This is a genomic window from Flavobacterium pygoscelis (assembly GCF_023162025.1).
GTDB lineage: Bacteria > Bacteroidota > Bacteroidia > Flavobacteriales > Flavobacteriaceae > Flavobacterium > Flavobacterium pygoscelis.
Genome location: NZ_JALNUB010000004.1, coordinates 215,316 through 237,769 on the forward strand (window position 1 = coordinate 215,316; position 22,454 = coordinate 237,769).

At 30.5% G+C, this 22,454-nt stretch carries 20 protein-coding genes; 10 read left to right on the top strand and 10 right to left on the bottom strand.

Translation table 11 applies throughout. The features are described from left to right. The first annotated feature begins 14 nt into the window (after positions 1-14). The 6 genes from MW871_RS07670 to MW871_RS07695 all read left to right on the top strand — a co-directional run bounded on the left by MW871_RS07670 (position 15) and on the right by MW871_RS07695 (position 7,261). On the top strand, positions 15-1,121 hold the full coding sequence (locus tag MW871_RS07670; RefSeq protein WP_248428142.1) for a glycosyltransferase: 1,107 nt from the start codon (positions 15-17) through the stop codon (positions 1,119-1,121). After that, entirely contained in the window at positions 1,112-1,663 is a 552-nt protein-coding gene (locus MW871_RS07675) for an RNA polymerase sigma factor (RefSeq protein WP_188049720.1), read from the top strand. Before MW871_RS07670 ends, MW871_RS07675 begins: the two co-directional genes overlap by 10 nt. 337 nt (positions 1,664-2,000) lie before the next feature. Further along, positions 2,001-2,822 carry an energy transducer TonB gene (locus MW871_RS07680; RefSeq protein WP_248428143.1) on the top strand — a complete coding sequence of 274 codons (822 nt, stop codon included), beginning with the start codon at positions 2,001-2,003 and terminating at the stop codon, positions 2,820-2,822. 291 nt (positions 2,823-3,113) lie between these two features. Further along, entirely contained in the window at positions 3,114-3,983 is an 870-nt protein-coding gene (lipA, locus tag MW871_RS07685; RefSeq protein WP_248428144.1) for a lipoyl synthase, read from the top strand. Between the two features lie 83 nt (positions 3,984-4,066). Continuing rightward, positions 4,067-5,068: a type I glyceraldehyde-3-phosphate dehydrogenase gene (gap, locus tag MW871_RS07690; protein WP_248428145.1), complete on the top strand. Its 1,002-nt coding sequence runs from the start codon at positions 4,067-4,069 to the stop codon at positions 5,066-5,068. Positions 5,069-5,095: 27 nt separating this feature from the next. Beyond that, a complete protein-coding gene (locus MW871_RS07695; RefSeq protein ID WP_248428146.1) occupies positions 5,096-7,261 on the top strand; it encodes a tetratricopeptide repeat-containing hybrid sensor histidine kinase/response regulator in 2,166 nt (721 codons plus the stop codon). 4 nt (positions 7,262-7,265) lie between these two features. Here the strand turns inward: MW871_RS07695 and MW871_RS07700 are convergent, their stop codons facing one another. Continuing rightward, on the bottom strand, positions 7,266-8,078 hold the full coding sequence (locus MW871_RS07700) for a purine-nucleoside phosphorylase (RefSeq protein ID WP_248428147.1): 813 nt from the start codon (positions 8,076-8,078) through the stop codon (positions 7,266-7,268). Beyond that, complete coding sequence (gene lpxK, locus MW871_RS07705; RefSeq protein ID WP_248428148.1) at positions 8,050-9,075, bottom strand: tetraacyldisaccharide 4'-kinase; 1,026 nt, start codon at positions 9,073-9,075, stop codon at positions 8,050-8,052. The genes MW871_RS07700 and lpxK overlap by 29 nt, the downstream gene beginning before the upstream one ends. Positions 9,076-9,259: 184 nt before the next feature. Here lpxK and MW871_RS07710 point away from each other — a divergent pair, with 184 nt between their 5' ends. The 4 genes from MW871_RS07710 to rluF all read left to right on the top strand — a co-directional run bounded on the left by MW871_RS07710 (position 9,260) and on the right by rluF (position 13,205). Then, positions 9,260-10,357: a Nif3-like dinuclear metal center hexameric protein gene (locus tag MW871_RS07710; RefSeq protein WP_248428149.1), complete on the top strand. Its 1,098-nt coding sequence runs from the start codon at positions 9,260-9,262 to the stop codon at positions 10,355-10,357. Positions 10,358-10,360: 3 nt separating this feature from the next. Further along, the gene (locus tag MW871_RS07715; RefSeq protein WP_188049712.1) at positions 10,361-11,140 is read left to right on the top strand and encodes a zinc ribbon domain-containing protein; all 780 of its coding nucleotides are present in this window, start codon (positions 10,361-10,363) and stop codon (positions 11,138-11,140) included. A 99-nt stretch (positions 11,141-11,239) separates the two neighbouring features. Then, a complete protein-coding gene (locus MW871_RS07720) occupies positions 11,240-12,091 on the top strand; it encodes an alpha/beta hydrolase (protein WP_248428150.1) in 852 nt (283 codons plus the stop codon). Between the two features lie 295 nt (positions 12,092-12,386). Then, on the top strand, positions 12,387-13,205 hold the full coding sequence (gene rluF / locus MW871_RS07725) for a 23S rRNA pseudouridine(2604) synthase RluF (RefSeq protein WP_188049710.1): 819 nt from the start codon (positions 12,387-12,389) through the stop codon (positions 13,203-13,205). Between the two features lie 58 nt (positions 13,206-13,263). Here the strand turns inward: rluF and MW871_RS07730 are convergent, their stop codons facing one another. The 8 genes from MW871_RS07730 to MW871_RS07765 form a co-directional block, all read right to left on the bottom strand. Beyond that, a complete protein-coding gene (locus tag MW871_RS07730) occupies positions 13,264-14,643 on the bottom strand; it encodes a DUF4153 domain-containing protein (RefSeq protein WP_248428151.1) in 1,380 nt (459 codons plus the stop codon). 55 nt (positions 14,644-14,698) lie between these two features. After that, positions 14,699-14,992, bottom strand: coding sequence for a winged helix-turn-helix domain-containing protein (locus MW871_RS07735; RefSeq protein ID WP_188049708.1), 294 nt, complete (start codon positions 14,990-14,992; stop codon positions 14,699-14,701). A 1-nt stretch (position 14,993) separates the two neighbouring features. Next, entirely contained in the window at positions 14,994-15,608 is a 615-nt protein-coding gene (locus MW871_RS07740) for a hypothetical protein (protein ID WP_188049707.1), read from the bottom strand. Positions 15,609-15,683: 75 nt separating this feature from the next. After that, on the bottom strand, positions 15,684-16,610 hold the full coding sequence (locus MW871_RS07745; protein WP_248428152.1) for a magnesium transporter CorA family protein: 927 nt from the start codon (positions 16,608-16,610) through the stop codon (positions 15,684-15,686). Positions 16,611-16,840: 230 nt separating this feature from the next. Next, complete coding sequence (locus tag MW871_RS07750) at positions 16,841-17,722, bottom strand: bifunctional 5,10-methylenetetrahydrofolate dehydrogenase/5,10-methenyltetrahydrofolate cyclohydrolase (RefSeq protein ID WP_188049705.1); 882 nt, start codon at positions 17,720-17,722, stop codon at positions 16,841-16,843. Between the two features lie 147 nt (positions 17,723-17,869). Beyond that, positions 17,870-19,231: a signal recognition particle protein gene (gene ffh / locus MW871_RS07755; protein ID WP_188049704.1), complete on the bottom strand. Its 1,362-nt coding sequence runs from the start codon at positions 19,229-19,231 to the stop codon at positions 17,870-17,872. A 443-nt stretch (positions 19,232-19,674) separates the two neighbouring features. Then, positions 19,675-20,298, bottom strand: coding sequence for an HmuY family protein (locus tag MW871_RS07760; RefSeq protein WP_248428153.1), 624 nt, complete (start codon positions 20,296-20,298; stop codon positions 19,675-19,677). Positions 20,299-20,324: 26 nt separating this feature from the next. Next, positions 20,325-22,385: a TonB-dependent receptor plug domain-containing protein gene (locus MW871_RS07765; protein ID WP_248428154.1), complete on the bottom strand. Its 2,061-nt coding sequence runs from the start codon at positions 22,383-22,385 to the stop codon at positions 20,325-20,327. Positions 22,386-22,454 lie beyond the last annotated feature (69 nt).

Below are 22,454 nucleotides of genomic sequence, written 5' to 3' on the forward strand. Positions count from 1 at the left end.
TACACTAAACTCTGATGCTTATTATCATTCTTTACATTTTTATATTTATTGTTGCAGTTCAAATTTTGTATTATTTGGGTATCTTTAGCAAATTTGCTTTTGCAAAAACGCAACAGACAACACCAAATACGCTCCCTATTTCAGTTATCGTATGTGCTAAAAATGAGCAAGAAAACATAGTTCGTTTTATTCCTCTCCTTGCTGAACAGAACTATTCAGACTTTGAAATCGTATTAATTGATGACGCTTCAAGCGATAATACTTTGGCCATTTTTGAAGAATTTGAGAAACAATATTCTAATGTTAGATTAGTAAAAGTACAAAACAACGAAGCCTTTTGGGGAAACAAAAAATATGCTTTGACATTAGGAATTAAAGCAGCTAAAAAAGAATATTTACTTTTTACAGATGCCGATTGCTATCCTACTTCAAAAGATTGGATAACCGCTATGAGTGCTCAATTTACGGCACAAAAAACAATAGTTTTAGGATATGGTAAGTATGAAAAGATAAACAACTCGTTTTTAAATAAAATAATTCGTTTTGAAACTTTATTAACTGCAATTCAATATTTTTCATGGGCAAAAGCAGGACATCCTTACATGGGTGTAGGTAGAAATTTAGCGTACAAAAAAGAAGAGTTTTTTAATGTAAACGGATTCATAGATCACATGAGAGTTCGTTCTGGAGATGATGATTTATTTATCAATCAAGCTGCTAATTCTAAGAATACAACTATCGCATATACACCAGAAAGCATTACACTTTCTAAACCAAAAACTACGTATAAGGATTGGTTGATTCAGAAAAGAAGACATATTGCTACTGCGAATTATTACAAAAAATTTGACAAGTTTCAATTGGGACTTTTCTATTTCTCGCAACTAACTTTTTTAATACTTTCAATAGTATTATTAGCAATACAATTCGAATGGATTTTGGTACTCCTATTAATCGGTTTTCGTTACCTTATAACTTGGCTGGTGATCGGATTTTCTGCTGGAAAATTAAAAGAAAAAGATGTCGTATATTGGTATCCGGTAATTGAAATAGTATTAATATTTACGCAAATCAATATATTTGTAACAAATATATTCTCAAAACCAATACATTGGAAATAAAAAATCAAATAGAAAAAGCAAAACAAGGTGATCAAGTTGCTTTCACTTTTCTATTGAATCATTATTGGAACGAAGTGTATGGTTTCATGCTAAAACGTACTGAAAATGAAACCAACGCAGAGGATATAACTATTGAAACATTCTCAAAAGCTTTTGATAAAATTGCTTCTTACAACTCCGAATTTCAGTTTAACACTTGGTTGATTGCTATTGCAAAAAATGTTCATATTGATATTTTACGCAAAAAGAAAGCCAGTTTATTCGTAGAAATCACAGACGAGGAAGACCAACAAGCTTACAATATTGCCGATACTACTCCGTCTGCAGAGGACAAATTAATCACAGAACAAAATTTATCTTTATTACTGCAGTTTATCAAAGAATTGAAGCCACATTATCAAGAAGTAATTCAGTTACGCTACTTTCAGGAAATGACTTATCAAGAAATAGCCACTAAAATTAATGAACCCTTGAGCAATGTAAAAGTAAAATTACTTCGTGCTAAAAAATTACTGGCTGAAATAATTCAGAAAAAAAAATAATTTACTTTCAATTATTTTACGTCAACAAATTCATATCCTTCCTTAATTCGTACTATTTTAATTATAAAAAATACTATCTTTTTTTTATACAATTAAAATTATATAGTATTGAAAATTAACACTATACATCTTTTTTAACTAAATAATTAATTAACAATAATTAGGTAAAATGATGCAATATTGAAATTTTAATTACTATAGTAGTTAAATAAGTGCATAATATTTACGATTATATTAAAATAATTACTAAATTCACATAAATAAAATAAACACTTTGATGATTTAAAAAAAACATGCTTATGATCTGAATGTTACTTAACCATTAAACCCACTAATTATGTCAAAATTAAGAATCTACGAAACCAGTTGGTTGAACCTTGTTTTTGAGAACAGAAACAAAGAATACGGAGCCTATCAACTCCGTAAGGAAAGTAATAAAACCTTACTATTTGCCCTTTTAATGGGGGTATTATTTTTATTTGGAACTATAAGTATTCCTAGATTCTTAAATTATTTTAGTGCTGATTCTTCAGAAAATGTAAGTACTCCTGATTTTACTAATACTATAGTACAAATTAATGAGATCATTCCAAACCAAGTTAAACCCAACGAATCAGTTACGGCGGTAAAAAGTAATACAACAGAAGCACCAATTATAAAAAAACAATTAGCAAATCCAGAAATTGTACAAGCCGCGCAAGCTACACAAGACGTTCCTAAAAATACTGATAACCAAAATACTACAACTGTTGTAAATGATGGAACTGGAATAACAGGAGTAAATCCTACTGCAGGCACAACAAGCGGAACAGATAACACTAATGTTACTGATTTAGGCAATACTATTGTCGCTAGTGTAGCATTAGACAAACTTCCTGAATTTCCGGGTGGTATTAATAAATTCTATGTTTATGTTGGTAATAATTTTGAAAAACCAGAAATAGAAAACACAAGTAACATTCGCATTTTTGTCTCTTTTGTGATCGAAAAAGATGGAAGTATGACCGACATTCAAGTAAAAAAAGATCCAGGTTATGGATTAGGAAAAGAAGCGATTCGAGTTTTGAAATCATTACGAACCAAATGGACGCCTGGAATGATTGATGGAAAAGCAGTTAGAACAGCTTATAATCTTCCTATTATCATAAAAATGGAGTAAATTATTAAATGAAAATATTTTAATAAAAGCAGCATCTATAAGTGCTGCTTTTATTGTTTAGATTCTTTTTAGGAAAACCTCTTTAGCACTACAAAAAGTTCTAACCTAGCCCTGATAGAGCCGATATCCTCGTAGCATAGCGGAGAGATAAAGGGGAAAGCAGGACAACTATTTGTTAAAAAACGAAAAAAATCTGCTTTAAATATATCTATTTACATTGCTTTAAATAAAAGGACAAACGAATCCACAAATAGACTACAATCGTTATCTTTGCACTTTGAAAATTGATATATGGAAACTGTTTTAGAAAATACTTTACCGGTTGGAAAACCGAAATGGTTGAAGGTGAAACTACCAATAGGCCAAAAATACACTGAACTTAGAGGATTAGTTGATAAATATAGTCTGAATACAATTTGCACCTCAGGAAGTTGTCCAAATATGGGAGAATGCTGGGGAGAAGGAACGGCAACTTTCATGATATTGGGAAATATTTGCACTCGTTCTTGTGGTTTTTGTGGTGTAAAAACCGGAAGACCAGAAACCGTAGATTGGGATGAACCTGAAAAAGTAGCTCGCTCGATAAAAATCATGAATATCAAACATGCTGTAATTACAAGTGTAGATAGAGATGATTTGAAAGATGGTGGATCTATTATTTGGATAGAAACGGTAAAAGCGATTCGAAGAATGAATCCTACTACTACTCTAGAAACATTGATTCCAGATTTTCAAGGAATCGAAAGAAATATAGATCGCATTGTAGAAGCCAACCCAGAAGTTGTTTCTCACAACGTAGAAACCGTTCGAAGACTAACACGTGAAGTTCGTATACAAGCAAAATACGATAGAAGTCTAGAAGTTTTAAGATACCTGAAAGAAAAAGGAATTAATAGAACAAAATCCGGGATCATGCTTGGACTAGGAGAACTGGAAGAAGAAGTATATCAAACCATGCGTGATTTACGTGAAGCCAATGTAGATATTGTGACTATTGGTCAGTACTTGCAACCTAGCAAAAAACATTTACCGGTAAAAGAATTCATAACTCCAGAGCAATTTAAAAAATATGAAGATTATGGACTAGAACTTGGATTCCGTCATGTAGAAAGTGGTCCTTTAGTTCGTTCTTCTTACAAAGCTCAAAAACATATACTATAATACAATGGTATAACATCATAAGTTAAAATTCTGAAGATTTTAACTTATGGTGTTTTACTTTAAGAACCTACACTTTCCTACTTATGATAAGAATCGCTATAAATGGTTTTGGAAGAATTGGGCGCAATTTATTTCGCTTACTCTTAAATCATCCTAATATTGAAGTAATAGCCATAAATGATATTGCGGATACAAAAACAATGGCTCACTTAATAAAATACGACAGCATTCACGGTGTTTTACCAAATGTTGTAAGTAGTGATAAAGAAGGAATTATAATTGATGACAAAAACTTTTTATTTTTCCATGAAAAAAGTATTCTAAATTTAGATTGGAAAAGTTTAAATATTGACTTTGTTATTGAATCTACAGGAAAATACAAAACTTTTGAAGATTTAAATAATCATATTTTAGCTGGAGCCAAAAAGGTAATTCTTTCTGCACCTTCTGAAGTTGACACTATAAAAACAGTAGTTTTAGGGGTTAATGAAAGCATACTTGATGGTTCAGAAACGATTATATCAAATGCTAGTTGCACTACTAATAATGCAGCACCTATGATAAAGGTAATGAATGAACTTTGCGGTATTGAGCAAGCTTATATAACCACCATACACTCCTATACAACAGATCAAAGTTTACACGATCAACCTCATAAAGACTTGCGTCGCGCCCGTGGAGCAAGCCAATCAATTGTCCCTACAACAACTGGAGCTGCAAAAGCATTAACAAAAATTTTCCCTGAATTTGAAGGTAAAATTGGGGGTTGTGGTATTCGTGTCCCAGTGCCAGATGGTTCATTGACCGATATTACTTTCAATGTAAAAAGAGCGGTAACAATAGAAGAGATCAATAAAGCTTTTAAAGTTGCTGCACAAACCAGCCTGAATGGCATTTTAGACTATACTGAAGATCCAATTGTATCAGTAGATGTAATTGGCAATAAAAATTCTTGTATATTTGATGCTCAGCTAACTTCAGTAATTGACAAGATGGTAAAAGTCGTTGGTTGGTACGATAATGAAATAGGGTATTCCTCCAGGATAATTGATTTAATTCTTTTGACTAATTTAAAAAAGCCATAAAAATAAGAGTCATAAAATTGGTAACAAATGAAATGGTCTTTCGTTTATTTACTTTTTTTAACTTCGTTACTATATTCTCAACAACGCGAGAAAATAGATAGCACAGCTTACTATGTTAGCTTAAACTACCCTTTAGTTGACAATAACAATTACAAAGAAGCACTATCAAATACTCAGAAAAAGATAGTAAAAGCAGAAAGAAGCAATAATATCAAAGAGCAAGCTTCAGAAAATTATAATTTAGGAAAACTATATTATGATTTAAAAAAATACAATGATGCTATTGGGACACTTCTTAAAAGTGCTTCTTTGTATTCTTCGTTAAAACCAAACACAAAACAAGTTGCGACATTATACACAATAGCAATGTGTTATATGGAAAAAGAAGACTTTAGCAATGCCGAAATCTTCTTAAACAAAGCCAAAGTAATTCAAGATTTTTTAAAGATACCTGATACTGCCGAATTATTCTCTCTTCAAAAAGGAATATTATACAAGTCCGAAAATAAATTGGATGAAGCTTTAACAATATTTAAAACCATAATAGCAAAACCTGATAACAGTAGCAATTTAAATTCGAAAATAGAAGCGCTTTATCAAACTGGCTATATTGAAAATCAAAACAACAGAAGTAATTTAGCGCTGAATTATTTATATAAAGCACTAGAATTAGGTGATAATTCAGATAATTTAGAACAGCGATCTAATATTTTATTGGCCCTTAGTACCGTTTATGAAAAAATTCTAGACAAAAGCACTGCCTACTCCTATTTAAAACAACATCTGAATTTAAAAGAGCGTATTACTATTAGAAATAATAAAAGACTCGGAATAGATGATTATACCAAATTCAAACAATCACAACGATTAAAAGAAATTATTCAGAATAACAATGAGATTAAGGAACAGGAAAAAACAAGTAAATTTTCTAAACTGATCAGCATCTTAGCTATAGCTTTAATCTCAATATTGTCTTTGTTAAGTCTTTCTTTATACAAGAACAATATCATTAGAAATCAATCAAATTTATTATTACAAGAAAAAAATAACGAGCTAGAAATTGCAAAAAACAAAGCAGAAAAAGCATCAAAAGCAAGATCTGAATTTCTTTCTACTGTGAGTCATGAACTTCGAACACCATTAAACGCCATTAATGGAATTGCACATTTACTATTAGAAGAAAAACCGAAAAAAAACCAATTGGATTATTTGCATTCTTTAAAATTTTCGGGAGATTATTTGACAAAATTTATCAATGAAATATTAGAAATAAACAAAATAGAATCTGATAAATCTGAAGTAGAACAAACTAATTTTAATTTAAAGCAACTGCTATTTGACATTAAAAATTCTTTAAAAGAATTAGCTGTCGCAAATAACAACGATTTAGTACTAAAAATTGATGAGGGAATACCCGATTATCTAATTGGAGATCCAACAAAATTATCTCAAATAATACTAAACTTGATTAATAACGCGCTAAAGTTTACAAAGAATGGTACAATCCAATTAATTACCAATCTTGAAATGTTAGAAGATAAAATAGCCACGCTTTATTTTGAAATTAATGATACTGGAATTGGAATACCTGAGGACAAATTAAGTAGTGTTTTTGATAGTTTCTCACAAGGCTCAATAGAAGTGAACCGAAAATATGGTGGCACAGGATTGGGCTTAACTATTGTAAAAAAATTAATTAAAATCCTTGGAGGTAAAATAAAGTTAACAAGTATTGTAGGCAAAGGCTCTACTTTTTCTTTCAAATTAGCTTTTGAAATAAGCCAAAGCCCAGTAGAAGTAAAAGTGCTTCCAAAAATTGATTATGATTTTAAATTAATAAATAAAAAGATATTAGTAGTTGAGGATAATAAAATCAATCAAATGATCACTCGTAAAATGCTACACAATAAGAAAATTATATGTGAGATAATTGATAATGGAGAAGATGCAATTGATTGGGCTAGGAATAATAAATTTGATTTAATACTGATGGATGTTCACTTACCCGGAATTAACGGAACTGTTGCTACAGAACACATTCGTAGTTTTGATAAAACTACACCTATTATAGCACTTACAGCTATTTCGCTTCACGAAAACCGCGAAATGCTTTTATCCTTTGGGATGAATGAAGTAATAACTAAACCGTTCGTCCCAGAGGATTTTTATAGCACAATCGCAGAATATATTTAGACTATTAATAGTTTAAAATTAATTCTCTAATAAGTTTTCTTATTTTAGGTTCTGCCCCTTTAGCAGCCTCTAATACTTCATCATGAGAAATAGTTCCAATACTTTCTTCGTCACCCATATCTGTTATTACAGAAATACCAAATGTTTCTAAATCCATATGACGTGCTACGATTACTTCTGGAACAGTAGACATTCCCACACAATCAGCTCCCAAAATTTTCACCATTTTATATTCGGCCAAAGTCTCAAAAGTAGGACCTTGTAAGCCTAAATAGATTCCTTCTTGCACTTCTATATTCAAGTTTTTTGCTAAAGCTTTACTGGTAGCAATCATCTTTCTAGAATAAGGCTCGCTCATATTTACAAAACGAGGTCCAAAACGCTCATCGTTTTTGCCACGCAAAGGATGTTCTGGAGTCATATTAATGTGATCTGTAATGATTACAATAGATCCTACTTTATAGTTTGGATTTACTCCACCAGAAGCATTTGAGACTACTAATTTATCAATTCCTAAAAATTTCATTACTCGCACCGGAAAAGTAACTTCAGTCATAGAATATCCCTCATAAAAATGAAATCTTCCTTGCATAGCAACTACTTTTTTAGAACCAATGGTTCCGAATACTAAGGCTCCTTTATGACCCTGAACGGTTGAAACTGGAAAATTTGGAATCTCATTATACGGTAAAGTGTACTCAATTTGCATTTCATCGGTAAAACTCCCTAATCCTGATCCTAAAATAACACCATATTCTGGCTTAAAATTGATCTTCTCGTTGATATAACTAACGGTTTCTTGTACTTGTTCCCACATAATTTATAATTGTTTTATCAAATTTCTCACTATCACACAGAAAAGAACTTTTTATGGGCAAATAGAAAAGCTGTTCTTTTGGCAAACTTCCTTTCAAACGCATATAATCTTTCTCGGTAGTAATAATAATATTGTTTTGAGCTATTTTTTTTATTTCTAAAATGTCTTTATCAGTAAAATTATGATGATCTGGAAAAGACAAACAGACTTCATTATTATTTTGTAAATGTTTAAAAAAAGGTTCTGGCTTTGCAATTCCTGCAATTACTATTTTGGGTGTTGATTGCAGTTCATTAAGGTTTAACTTTAGATTTTCGCTAAAAATAAAAGTATCATACGCTATAAAAGTAAAGTATAATTCTTGATCTGAAGAAATATTCAACTTGTTTCTGATTTTGTTTTTCTCCTCTGATGAAAGTGTAGCAGGACATTTAGTTACAATGACAACATTCGCTCTTTTTACCCCACTTCTGCTTTCTCTTAAATTTCCTGTTGGCAATATAAAATCATCTGAAAATAAATCTCCAAAAGAAGTTAGCAAAATATAAAATCCCGCTTTTACTTTTCGGTGTTGAAAAGCATCATCTAATAAAATAACTGCTGGCTTTTCTTTTTGGGCAAGTAATTGCTTAATCCCATTTTGTCTATCAGCATCAACAGCAACTTGAATTTCTTTAAATTTTTCAAAAAATTGAAAAGGTTCGTCACCAAGAATAACAGCAGTCGCAGTTTGATCAGCCAAAATAAAACCTTTCGATTTCCTTTTATAACCTCTACTAAGAGTGGCTACTTTATATTGTTTAGAAAGCAAACGAATTAAATATTCTATTTGAGGCGTTTTACCAGTCCCTCCAACACTAAGATTTCCCACTGCAATAATTGGCAAATCAAAAGAATAGGATTTTAAAATCCCTTTATCAAAAAGAAAATTACGAATACTTGTGATTATACCATACAAAATGGAAATTGGAAACAGTATTTTTCTAAGTAAATTCATAAAACAAATATAAAAAGATAAGCTGCCAATTCACGAATAAAACGGCTCAAATATTAAAAAAACATCGTTTATGCTTATATTTGAAAATACAAATTGCTAAGATTCTCATTTAGTCAAACATACACTTTTATCTTAAATAGATTCTTAAAAAATTTGATGATTTATAAATGCAAAACAATTAATAATGAGTAAAATAAAAGACATTCTTTCTATTCTGGAGGAAATGGCGCCGCTTGCTTACGCTGAAGATTTTGATAATGTGGGTTTATTAGTTGGGGATCAAAATAATGAAGCCACAGGAGTTTTAGTTTGTCATGATGCGTTAGAAAGCATAATTGATGAAGCCATAGCAAAAAAATGCAATCTTGTAGTTTGTTTTCATCCTATATTATTTTCTGGTTTAAAAAAAATAATAGGCAAAGATTATGTAGAACGCTCGATTATCAAAGCTATAAAAAACGATATTGCTATATATGCAGTTCATACTGCTTTAGATAATCATCAAAATGGAGTGAATAAAATTTTCTGTGATGCGCTTGGTTTAATAAATACTAAAGTTTTAGTTCCAAAGGAAAATTTCATTAGGAAACTAGTGACTTATACAATTGCTGAAAATGCAGAAAAAGTTCGAAAAGCACTGTTTGATGCTGGCGCTGGAAATATAGGAAATTATGAAGATTGCAGTTTCAATTCAAAAGGCATAGGAACTTTTATGGGAAATGAAAATAGCAATCCTCAATTAGGAGAGCGATTTGAATTTGTTCAAAAAGAGGAAATTAAAATTGAAGTTACTTTTGAAAAACATTTAGAAAATAAAATATTAAAAGCATTGTTTCAAAATCATGCTTATGAAGAAGTGGCGTATGAAATTTACGATTTAAAAAACCAGCATCAAAATATTGGTTTAGGAATGATTGGTGAATTGAAAGAACCAATGAAAGAAAAAGATTTTTTACTATTTGTAAAAGAAAAAATGCAATCAGAAGGGATAAGGCATTCTAATTTTATCGGAAAAGAAGTAAAAAAAATAGCCGTTCTTGGTGGAGCTGGAAGTTTTGCCATAAAAAATGCAATTCAAGCTGGCGCAGATGTATATTTGACCGCTGATTTGAAGTATCATGAGTTTTATCAAGCCGAAAATCGACTTTTATTGGCAGATATTGGACATTTTGAAAGCGAACGCTATACAAAAAATTATATTGTTGAGTATCTTCGAAAAAAAATCCTTAATTTTGCCGTTATTTTATCAGAAGAAAATTCAAATCCAGTTAAGTACTTATAGAATATGACGAATACGAAAGAATTAAGTGTTGAGGACAAGTTAAGAGCGATTTACGATTTACAACTTATTGACTCCAGAATTGACGAAATTAGAAACGTAAGAGGAGAGCTTCCTTTAGAAGTTGAAGATTTAGAAGATGAAGTGGCTGGTTTAAGTACGCGTTCAGAAAAATTGAAAGGAGAACTTGAAGTAATTGAGGACCTTATCAAAGTAAAAAAGAATGCCATTGAAGACCACAAAGAGTCTATCAAAAAATATACGAAACAACAAGAAACGGTTCGTAACAACAGAGAATTTAATTCGCTGACTAAAGAAATAGAATTTCAAGAATTAGAAATTCAATTGTCTGAAAAGCAAATTAAAGAAATGAAAGCTTCTATGGAACACAAGAAGGAAGTAATTGCAAGCTCTAAAGAAAGATTAGAAGCAAAATCAAATCACTTAAAGCATAAAAAATCTGAGCTAGACGCTATCATGGCTGAAACAGCAAAAGAAGAGGCATTCTTATCTGAGAAATCTCAAGAATTCCAAGCTTTAATTGAAGAAAGATTATTGAAAGCATATACAAGAATCAGAACTAGTGTTCGTAACGGTTTAGCTGTTGTATCTATCGAAAGAGGAGCATCTGCAGGTTCATTCTTCACTATTCCGCCACAGACTCAAGTAGAAATTGCTTCGAGAAAGAAAATCATCACAGACGAACACTCTGGAAGAATATTAGTAGACAGCATGCTAGCTGACGAAGAAAAAGAAAAAATGGATCAATTATTTGCTAAGTTTTAATTACATTAAAGTCCCGATTTACATCGGGACTTTTTTTTATATTATATTTGGTCTGCTTTGCAGACTTTTTTTGTTTGTAAAGTTTGATAATTTTATTACATGAAAAACAGTTTTTATTTTTTGTTAACTAAATCAATTGGTGCTTACATCAATCTTATGAGCTATGTTTTTCCTGATAAAGCTATTCAAATAGCACATGGATTTTTTAGCCAACCTAGAAAAGGAAAAATCAATAGCAACAAAATTCCTAAAACACTACAAGGTGCAATTCGAGACACAATAATTGATAATGATAATGTAATACAAACCTACATTTGGAAAGGAAACGATACCACTATATTACTTATTCATGGTTGGGAAAGCAATTCCTCTAGATGGAAAAAAATGCTACCCTATCTTATCGACTCAGGAAGTACCATAATTGCTATTGATGGACCAGGACAAGGAATGTCAAGCGGAAAAGAATTTACCGTACCAAAATATGCAGAATTTATTGATATTGTTGCTAAAAAGTACCAACCTCAATATATGATTGGTCACTCTATGGGAGGAAAAACAAGTTTGTACTATCAATACAAACACCAAAACCCTAATATTCAAAAAATGGTAATTCTAGGTGCGCCTAGTGATTTTGTTATTATTTTAAAAAACTTTACAACTCTATTAAGGTTGAACAATAAAGTTACACAAGCTTTAAAAAACAAATACACGCAGGTATTGGATAAAAATTTAGATGAATTTGCATCAAAAGAATTTGTTTCCAATAATGAAACTAAAGGATTTTTAGCGCATGATGTTGATGATACTATTGTCTTATTTACAGAAGGAAAAAAAATAGCCTCCGCATGGAAAGACGTTCATTTTGAAGAAACAAAAGGCCTTGGTCACAAATTACATGATGAGGAATTGTATAAAAAAGTAAGTGCCTTTTTATTTGATTCAAAGGACTAAAATCCATTATTTTTAATAGTACATTTTGAAAAAGTGTGAGTGTTTCAAAAATAATATTGACTGTTTTAAACACATAAGAAATATAAGAATGTCTAAATTTTAATTTGCCAGTAATTTATATTTCAAATTTATGAATTAGATTAATTAGGTTTTAAAACTTTAAGGGATTTTTGATATTTATTGACATTTGTGATAAACAACTTTAAAGTTGAATGTCAAATCACTTTCCTACCCAAACATCATTTTTAAAAAAGAGTTTAAGAAACCGATAAAGAAATTTGCTTACTTTTGCACTATGGAAGAAAATTTAAAACGCCTCAATAAATTCATAGGAGAAACAGGATATTGCTCTCGTCGTGAAGCTGATAAAATTATTGAAGAAGGTCGCGTTACCATTAATGGAATCGTACCAGAATTAGGAACCAAAGTATCTCCTAATGATGAAGTGCGTATTGATGGTAAATTGATACGAGAAAAAAATGAAAAACCAGTATACCTTGCTTTCAACAAACCAGTAGGTATAGAATGTACTACTAATTTAGAAGTTCGCAATAATATAGTTGATTATATAAACTATCCCACTCGTATTTTTCCAATTGGACGATTAGACAAAGCAAGTGAAGGATTGATTTTTATGACCAATGACGGTGACATTGTAAATAAAATTTTAAGAGCGAGAAACAATCACGAAAAAGAATATACCGTAACAGTAAACAAATTAATTACTGACCGATTTATAGAAAAGATGGGAAATGGAGTTCCTATTTTAGATACTGTAACCAAAAAGTGTAAAGTAGAGAAAATTAGTTCTACCACATTCAAAATTATACTTACACAAGGTTTAAATCGCCAAATTCGTAGAATGACCGAGTATTTAGGTTATGACGTTGTAGCGCTTAAGCGTATTCGAATCATTAATATTTCACTTGATATTCCTGTGGGTCGTTTTAGAGATTTAACGGATGCTGAAATTTTAGAAATGAATCAATTAATCGAGCCTTCAATAAAAACAGAAGAGGGAAGTTTACCTAAACCAGAAGCATCACCTAACAGAAGAAAAACCGAATTTATAAAAAGGGATGATCCTCGATTTAAGAAAAGAGGAGAATATTAAAAAGTAAAAAAGCGTTTCAAAATCTGAAACGCTTTTTTTATATGCTATTGAAATATATTTATTTTTGATTCTCTAAATTCTGGTAATATAAATTTTTAGAAAGGAATGATTTATTTTGATTTATTTCAATTCTTCTTTCCACTAATTCTTCCATGTACTCCCCTGATAATTTATTTTCTTCAAAATAAGATCTTCGCACTTTATCGTTAAAATTAAGTTCACTTAAAAAAACGGGTTCAATTCCTCTTTTAGAATTAATATTGTAGATTGTTATCAAATTACCCCAATTTACACAAGCACAAAGCATTAATAAACCATACAAGTACCAAAGCATTACATTAAATAAATAGGCATTTGTTTTATGATTTTTAATTTTTAAATAAAGATAAACGAGTCCAATTAAAATAATGGCTAAGAAAGCAAAAACTCCTAATCGCTTGTAAGTCAATCCGAAATGGCAAACGTATTCATAATTCTTGATTGCTGAACTAAACACTAAAACTGCATTTAAAAAAATCCAAATTTTAGCCAAAACTTTGAGAAAATTCGCCTTATCATCAAAATTAAAACTTTTTTTAAAATAGAATAAAAGGACACCAATTGCCATAAATATAGAGAGCATCACAGAATTAACTCCATCATGAGTTGCGGAACTTAAAGAAGATGTTTCTTGTATTTGAAAAAACTGCTCATAATTGTATGCTGTAATAAAAAACAGTAACATTACATTTAAAAGAATTAAAGAGATTTCACCACTTTTACGTTCAAAGTCTAAGTCTAAAAATGAAAAACTTGGTGTAATTTCACTTTGAGATTCTGAGGGAAATAAATTCTGCAATTTTGAATTTAAGGAATAATTGTAATTAGGAACCCAATAATTCCAAAAAGAAAAAGATATATAAAACCCTAATAGAGTTGTAAAAAAAACAGCTGTAAAGTCAAAATCAATTTCATATCGCAAAAAACCAGAAAAAACATTACTTGCATATGTATAAACAGTAAAAAAAACAACCATGAAAACCAAGGGAATCAATACATAAGCAATTGCTTTTTTTAACGTATTACTTCCAATTTTAGTTTCTGGAAGCCATTCCTTAAATAAAAAAGGTCTTACTAAAGAAGAAAAAAAGTTAATAAATATGATCGGTATAGACAGAATTGTTTTTAGTTTAATTTCTTGATTTTCAAATTGAAGAAAGAGTATAGAAAAAAACAATGCAAAAAAAGAAGCGGCGTCACCAAACCATGCGTATGCAACAGTAGCTACTACTGAAGTTAAAGATAAAATTTTAAAAGTAAAGGTCTTATTCTTAGCATTATAATTAATTAAAGCTATTAAAAATAAGGCAAAAAAAGCTAAATTAATACCTAAGCCTTCTTTGTAAAATAAGCTAAAAAATAGCAATGTTGAGCTAAAAATCAAAGTGTGTTTTTTCATGTTTAAATATTTAAAAGTACTTTGAATTTCAAAGTAATTAGTTAAAAAAAATGCGTTATTTATTTTTTATTAATTTTTCAAGACTATTAAGGTGAGAAACAAAAGAAGCTCTACCAAAATTTGTAACTCTATAGGAAGTTTTAGGCTTTTTGCCCACGAATTCCTTTTTAATTTCTATGTAATCTAATTTATTTAGAGCAGCAGAATGGCTAGCCAAATTTCCGTCTGTTACATTTAATAAAGACTTCATTTCGGTAAAATCGATCCAATCATTGACCATAAGGACAGACATAATCCCTAAACGGACTCGACTATCAAAATCTTTATTTAATTTATCGATTATTCCCATTTTATTTATATTTTTTGAACATTATCAAACCATAGAGAATATGCAAAACACCAAATCCTATTCCCCAAAAAATGAGACCTTTTCCTAAATAAAAAAGGGAGACACACCCCAAAATTATTTCACAAAAACCTAAATATTTAATATCAGAAAATGTGTATTTTTCAGCATTTATTAAAGCTAAACCATAAAATAACAAGGTAGAGGGTGCAATTAAAGCTAATAAATTATGATATAGAAGAGCTACACAAAAAACTCCACCAACAGTCAAAGGTAAAATTAGATTAATTATCAATTTCTTGGTAGTATTGGTCCAGATAGGAATATTTAATTTTTTACTTTTTCTGTAAGTAAAAAAAATTCCTGATACTAAGCCTAAAACTAAAATAGAACCTCCAATAAAAGCCAACTCCATAATAAAATCTAAACTATAGCTTACCTCTTTACTATCAAAATAAGCAATTCCTCTTTTTTCGAATAAATAGTAAACATAGACTGAACCTATTAGAGCAAAAGTTCCCGCAAAGATGCCAGAGAGACCGCTTAAGGAAATGAATCGGGAAGAACGTTCCATCATCGAACGAATGTGCATTAAATCTTCTTGATGTGTATCTTTCATTTTAAAGTACTTTGAAATGAAAAGTTATTATAATATTTGAATTTTACAAGTGTTTTAAAAAAAATAAAAAGGAATTTAAAACCAGCGTTTTCTTTTAAATAAAAACACACCAAAAGCAGACAAAATCATAGATATTGCAATTACAATCCAGATTCCATATTTGTTTTCTTGTAAATCATTAGGAACATTCATTCCGTATAAACTAGCGATCAATGTTGGAATCATTAATATAATTGAAATAGAAGTCATCTGTTTCATTATAGTATTCATATTGTTTGAAATTACAGAGGCATACGCATCCATAGTTCCTGTTAAAATATCGCTATAAATATTGGTAGTTTCTTGTGCCTGACGCAATTCAATCTCCACATCTTCTAACAAATCAAGATCAAAATATTCTCTTTGTGATTTTATATTCTTGATTCTGTGTAATAAAATATCATTTCCCTTTAAGGAAGTCATAAAGAAAACCAAGCACTTCTCTATTTGAAGTAAGGCTTGTAATTCTTCATTTTTTATGGATTTCTCCAAATTATCTTCGGCTAATTTTATTTTTTGGTTAACTTGCTTTAAGTATTTCAAAAACCAAACACTAGAGGATAGTAACAATTTTAATACTAAATCAAAATTATCTTTGATATTAATATTCTTGCGTTTGGTGTATGTTACAAAATCGGCAAGCATTTCTGTTTTGTGAAAACTTATGGTAATGCATATTTCACCTTTAAAAACAATACCAACAGGAATGGTATGAAAAGGCAACTTTATATCATTGCTCTTAACTGGAATTCGCATAATGATTAGAGTCCAACCATTTTCAATTTCTATCCTTGGTCTTTCGTCTATATCTTCAATATCATTATAAAAAGCTTCTGGAATCTCTAGGTCTTCTAGTAAATATTTTTTTTCTGCTTCGGTCGGACATTCTATATTTATCCAGCAGTTTGGAATCCATTTCTCAATGGCAATTAATCCGTTATTGTTTTTGTAAAAAGCTCTCATATCAAAATTCTATAGGTTTAGTCATAGCCTCTTGATTTAGTTACAAGGGCTACTTTAGTTCAACATTTCCGAATAATAATCGTCCATTTTAAAATTATTTATTTTTTTAAGTGCTGCAAAAGTATTGTTTAAATTTCGTTTAATCGTCAATTAACTAATTTTTAAGTCGTTTTTAAGCTAAAAAAAAAGCCTTAAACTCACATTTAAGGCTTTTTTTAAAATCAATTATACTATTTATTTCTTTTCATTTCTCTTGCCAAAAGTGTGTTTTTAAGTAACATTGCTATCGTCATTGGTCCTACTCCACCTGGAACAGGAGTTATAAAAGATGCTTTTTTACTTACTTCATCAAAATCAACATCTCCTGTAATTACATATCCTTTTTCATGATTTTCATCAGGAACACGAGTAATACCAACATCAATAACAACAACACCTTCTTTTACCATATTTGCTTTAAGATAATTAGGAACTCCAAGTGCAGTAATAATAATATCTGCCTGAATCGTTATTTCTTCAATGTTTTTAGTGTAGCTGTGTGTCAATGTAACTGTTGAATTTCCTGGGAATCCTTTTCTTCCCATTAAGATACTCATTGGGCGTCCTACAATATGGCTACGACCAATAACTACAGTATGTTTACCTTTTGTTTCTACTTCATATCTTTCTAATAACTCTAAGATACCGAAAGGTGTAGCTGGGATAAAAGTTGTCATATCTAATGCCATTTTACCAAAATTCTCTGGGTGAAAACCATCCACATCTTTACTCGGATCAACAGCCATTAAAACTTTTTGTTCATCAATTTGTTCAGGCAATGGTAACTGAACGATAAAGCCATCAATAGCCTCATTCTCGTTCAATTCTTTTATTTTTTTAAGTAATTCAACTTCTGTAGTTGTACTAGGCATTTTTACTAAAGTAGATTCGAATCCTACTCGTTCGCAAGCTTTCACTTTACTGCCAACATAAGTTAAACTTGCCCCATCGTTACCAACGATTAAAGCAGCCAAATGAGGTACTTTTTCCCCATTATCTTTCATTTTTTGTACTTCTACAGCGATTTCACTCTTAATATCTTCCGCTGTTTTTTTTCCGTCTAGTAGTTGCATTTTAATTTAGTTTAAAGGATAATAATTCTTTGCTGTAGTCAAACCAACTCAGCAAAAAAAGGATAACATAATAGTTGTTGTAATTGTTCTGCTAAAAAATTAAGGTTTAAAGTTTTAATTTAATTAAAACTTTAAACCTTAAAGATATTATCTCATTCCAGGCATTCCTCCAGGCATTCCGCCTTTCATTCCGCCCATCATTTTCATTAAATTTTTTCCTCCTGGTCCCTGCATCATTTTCATCATCTTGCTCATTTGATCAAATTGTTTCATCAATTGATTGACTTGTTCGATTTTCGTTCCGGAACCTTTAGCAATTCTTGCTTTTCTTTTTACATCAATCAAAGCGGGTTTGCTTCTTTCAATTGGAGTCATCGAGTGAATAATGGCTTCTATATGTTTGAATGCATCATCTTCGATCTCTACATCTTTCATGGCTTTTGAAGCACCAGGTATCATTCCGACCAAGTCTTTCATATTACCCATTTTCTTTACTTGCTGAATTTGAGATAGGAAATCATCAAAACCAAATTCATTTTTAGCAATTTTCTTTTGAATTTTTCTGGCTTCGTCTTCGTCAAATTGTTCTTGCGCTCTTTCTACCAAAGACACAACGTCACCCATCCCTAAAATTCTTTCAGCCATACGAATAGGATAGAATACATCTATAGCATCCATCTTTTCCCCTGTACCAACGAACTTAATTGGTTTATTTACAACTGTTTTTATAGAAATAGCTGCCCCACCACGCGTATCACCATCAAGTTTCGTTAAAATAACACCATCAAAATTCAATCGATCATTGAAGGTTTTTGCTGTATTTACGGCATCTTGACCTGTCATTGCATCTACAACAAATAAGGTTTCTTGAGGCTGAATCGCTTTATGAACACGTTCTATCTCGTTCATCATTTCCTCATCAACCGCCAAACGACCTGCTGTATCTACAATAACGACATTAAATCCATTTGCTTTTGCGTGTTTGATTGCATTTTGGGCAATTTCAACAGGATTTTTATTTTCTGGTTCCGAGTATACCTCAACACCTATTGAATCTCCAACAACATATAATTGCTGAATCGCTGCTGGACGATAAATATCACAAGCAACCAATAGTGGTTTTTTATTCTTTTTTGTAAGAAGATAATTCGCTAGTTTTCCAGAAAAAGTAGTTTTTCCTGATCCTTGTAAACCAGACATTAAAATAACGGTTGGATTTCCAGAAAGATTAATTCCTGCAACATCACCACCCATTAATTCTGTCAGTTCATCTTTAACTAACTTTACTAACAATTGCCCTGGCTGAAGCGTTGTTAATACATCCTGCCCGATTGCTTTTTCTTTTACTTTAGTGGTAAAATCTTTCGCAATTTTAAAGTTAACATCCGCATCAAGCAAAGCTCTACGAACTTCTTTTAAAGTTTCGGCTACATTTACTTCGGTGATTTTTCCGTGACCTTTAAGTATATGAAAGGCTTTATCTAGTTTATCGCTTAAATTATCGAACATGGTTTATTTTTTTATTGAAATGCAAAGATAAACTAATTAGATAATTAGGCAATTAGATACAATAGATAATTGAGACTATTTTATGAAATAGAAAAAAATAGAAAAGAGGATTTTATTTTAGCTAAACTGTGTTTAATATGAATACTTTAAAAACAAAAAAGAGGCTAGATAAATCTAACCTCCTTTTCCCAAAATACAAACAAGTAACTCATAAACAGTATTGACATTAACATTTTAGCTTATAAAAGCCAAAATCTATTTGGTTATAAAAAAAGAAATATCAAGACAATATTTTGAACCTAATTATAATACTAGTTTAAGGAGTGTGTTTAATATGCTGAATTGCATCAAATTATCTCAATAATTATTAGTAGGAATAGCTCAAAATAAGTGGCTAAACTTTATAAATCAAAATAAATGGATAGATTCAAAAAAAAAAAAAATTAAAAAGTTGTTGTACTATTGGGCTGATAAGCAAAATTGAAGGTGTAATATCTACCTGTAGAAGTAAGATCTGGTGCTGCAGGTGCATCTTTGTAATAACTTAGGATTTCAAATTTTGCGTATTTCCCATCATGTGTTTTTATAACAAATATCTTTCCCGCTTTAGAGGATATAATATGGGTATTAGAATTGTAATCGTACCACGCATTATCTCCAGACTTTGGAAAAGCATAAATTGTAGCTGCATCTTGTTTAAAGGTTGATGCTAAGGGAATCGATTTTATAGTTGAAAATGCACCAGAAACAATGCTTACAGCAGCATTTCCCGTTCTGTTTGGCTCATCGACAATACCAATTTTAGCACCTCCGTTTACAATAATTACAGTACCACGAAAAGCTACATCCCAATTATCACTGGTTACAATTTTATTTTCAGAAAAACTGAATTTTGTGAATGCACCGCCTTCAGGTTGTCCTTGTCCCCCTGTGGCTGGAGCCGGAAGATTAGTGAATTTTTGAGTTATAACTGCTGGAACTAGCTCCTCCTTTTTATCATCATTACTACATGATGTTGTGAAAATTACTAGTGCTAAAAGCGAAAGTTTTAAAAAATTTGTTCTCATTGTAAAAGTGTTTAAATAAATATTAATTAAAAATTGAATTGAATTCGTGCAAAAAGTTGTCTTCCAGAAAGATTAGGAATTTGATTGGGCTCTTTATAATTAAGTAAATTATTAGCACCGATTTGAAAAAGTAATGTATCCGAAATGTATTTTGAAGCCGATAAATTGGTAATAAAATAATCATCTACAAACGTGTCGTATTTATCCAGTATTTGATTACCATTGCTATCAAACATTCCGTATTTACTTCTGTAAAAAATACGCAAATTGATATCTGTTTTTATAGTTGAAATAGTGTATAATAGTTTGAGATTGGCAGTATGTTTCGAACGATTGTACAATCCGAAATAATCTGATTTATCAATTTTTATCGTTTCTAATTCGTTGTTTCGTATGTATTGATAGTATTGAAAGTGTTCCGAAATCGATTTGTCTTTTGCTGTTAGATATTGATAACCAAAAGAAACCATTACATCTTTAGTGAAGTTATAATTCGAATTCAGTTCTAATCCATACGTAAAAACAGCATTAGTATTAAAATAACTAAAAATACTCTGACCATTATTTTTTTGAGCAACTGCACTAGTATCAATTAAATTATGAATAGAATTATAAAATGCATTTACCTCTAATTTAAATTTTTCCTTTTTGTAAAAAGTTCCAAAATTAAAATTCACAGCACTTTCTGCTTGTAATGGTTCATCAAAATTAATCCCTGATTCTTTTTTCAATATTTGATCTTGCATCTCATTTAATCTCGCTTTAGCTACATTATATCCCAAAACGGTATATCCTACTGATGGATTTGTAAAATCGAAATACAATTGGCGAAAATCTGGTGCCTTGTATCCGTATCCAACAGATGTTTTTAAAGAAAAATTAGTGTTAATTTTATAATTCAACGCTAATTTTGGACTTAACTGTGAGGCGTATTCACTGTGATTATCGTACCTAAATCCCGCTAGAATATTCCATTTTTGGTTTGGGTTGTAATCATACTGCACAAAAACATATTGAGAATTAAATTTGACAATAGCATTAAAATAAGTTCTATCTAAAGTTTCCTGATTCATTCCTATTCCTGCTGTTAACTTATTTTTATTAATAGAGAAAGTAGTTCTTATTTCAGGTCTAAAAAGCCATTGATTGTAAAAGGTTTGATCGTAAAGCACTTTACTTTCATCCTCTAAGAAGGAATTGTTTTTATAATTCGTTGCATATAATTCATACTCAAAATACAACTTTGAATTCAACTTGTGTTCTACTTTAACTTGAGAATTCCATTCCTTTTCTTCAGCATCACCTTTGTAATATTCAGTTTCAATGAGGGCGACATTATTCATATTCTGATTGTAAAAGCGATTGCTTATAATTAGCTTAACTTTTTTAGAAAAATCATAATACAATTTGGGATTAATGGTGTAATTATAAAATTTTTCAACATTTTTTAAAGGGGTTGTTTTATCCAAATCAAATCCGTCAGAAGAATAAAAGTTAGCGAATACATTAGCAGAAAACCTATTCTTTTTCCAGAGCAGATTAGCATTCAAGTCATTGGTATTGAAAGTTGCATATCGATAGGAAAAATTACCTGACAGCATATCCTTTTTAGGTTTTTTTGTAATTACATTGATCACACCACCCATTGCTTCTGAACCATATAAAGCAGAAGATGCTCCTTTTACAATCTCAATTCTATCTATATTCCCTACTGATATTCTTGATAAATCTAAAACTCCTGCATTTCTACCAACAATTGGAACGCCATCAATTAGTACTAACGTGTAAGCTGCATCTAAGCCTTGAATCTGAATCCCCTCAAAACCACTTTCATCAGGAATTAAAATAATACCTGTTTGCTCACTTAAAATTTCATTTAACCGAGTAACTCCTGTTTTCTCAATTTCTTTGGCAGTTATTATACTTATTGGCAACGGTAAGGAAGAAAGTACTCTTTCGGTTCTTGTCGCTGTAACAACCTTAACTTCTAATAATTCCTTAACAACTAAACTGTCTTTTTGCACTTGTTGCGCAAAGGAAAATTGACAAAAAAGAAGAGTGATAAAAAGAGTATTTTTAAATTTCATTATATTTATTTAGACTTAATAATTTCTACAAAAGTAGTCTTATTTTTATTTATTCTAAATAAACTTTAT

Bases quoted from the DNA above. Each gene is read 5' to 3' on its own strand.
- MW871_RS07670 (WP_248428142.1), top strand. From the start codon at position 15: ATGCTTATTATCATTCTTTACATTTTTATATTTATTGTTGCAGTTCAA.
- MW871_RS07680 (WP_248428143.1), top strand. From the start codon at position 2,001: ATGTCAAAATTAAGAATCTACGAAACCAGTTGGTTGAACCTTGTTTTT.
- lipA (WP_248428144.1), top strand. From the start codon at position 3,114: ATGGAAACTGTTTTAGAAAATACTTTACCGGTTGGAAAACCGAAATGG.
- gap (WP_248428145.1), top strand. From the start codon at position 4,067: ATGATAAGAATCGCTATAAATGGTTTTGGAAGAATTGGGCGCAATTTA.
- MW871_RS07695 (WP_248428146.1), top strand. From the start codon at position 5,096: ATGAAATGGTCTTTCGTTTATTTACTTTTTTTAACTTCGTTACTATAT.
- MW871_RS07700 (WP_248428147.1), bottom strand. From the start codon at position 8,078: ATGTGGGAACAAGTACAAGAAACCGTTAGTTATATCAACGAGAAGATC.
- lpxK (WP_248428148.1), bottom strand. From the start codon at position 9,075: ATGAATTTACTTAGAAAAATACTGTTTCCAATTTCCATTTTGTATGGT.
- MW871_RS07710 (WP_248428149.1), top strand. From the start codon at position 9,260: ATGAGTAAAATAAAAGACATTCTTTCTATTCTGGAGGAAATGGCGCCG.
- MW871_RS07715 (WP_188049712.1), top strand. From the start codon at position 10,361: ATGACGAATACGAAAGAATTAAGTGTTGAGGACAAGTTAAGAGCGATT.
- MW871_RS07720 (WP_248428150.1), top strand. From the start codon at position 11,240: ATGAAAAACAGTTTTTATTTTTTGTTAACTAAATCAATTGGTGCTTAC.
- rluF (WP_188049710.1), top strand. From the start codon at position 12,387: ATGGAAGAAAATTTAAAACGCCTCAATAAATTCATAGGAGAAACAGGA.
- MW871_RS07730 (WP_248428151.1), bottom strand. From the start codon at position 14,643: ATGAAAAAACACACTTTGATTTTTAGCTCAACATTGCTATTTTTTAGC.
- MW871_RS07735 (WP_188049708.1), bottom strand. From the start codon at position 14,992: ATGGGAATAATCGATAAATTAAATAAAGATTTTGATAGTCGAGTCCGT.
- MW871_RS07740 (WP_188049707.1), bottom strand. From the start codon at position 15,608: ATGAAAGATACACATCAAGAAGATTTAATGCACATTCGTTCGATGATG.
- MW871_RS07745 (WP_248428152.1), bottom strand. From the start codon at position 16,610: ATGAGAGCTTTTTACAAAAACAATAACGGATTAATTGCCATTGAGAAA.
- MW871_RS07750 (WP_188049705.1), bottom strand. From the start codon at position 17,722: ATGCAACTACTAGACGGAAAAAAAACAGCGGAAGATATTAAGAGTGAA.
- ffh (WP_188049704.1), bottom strand. From the start codon at position 19,231: ATGTTCGATAATTTAAGCGATAAACTAGATAAAGCCTTTCATATACTT.
- MW871_RS07760 (WP_248428153.1), bottom strand. From the start codon at position 20,298: ATGAGAACAAATTTTTTAAAACTTTCGCTTTTAGCACTAGTAATTTTC.
- MW871_RS07765 (WP_248428154.1), bottom strand. From the start codon at position 22,385: ATGAAATTTAAAAATACTCTTTTTATCACTCTTCTTTTTTGTCAATTT.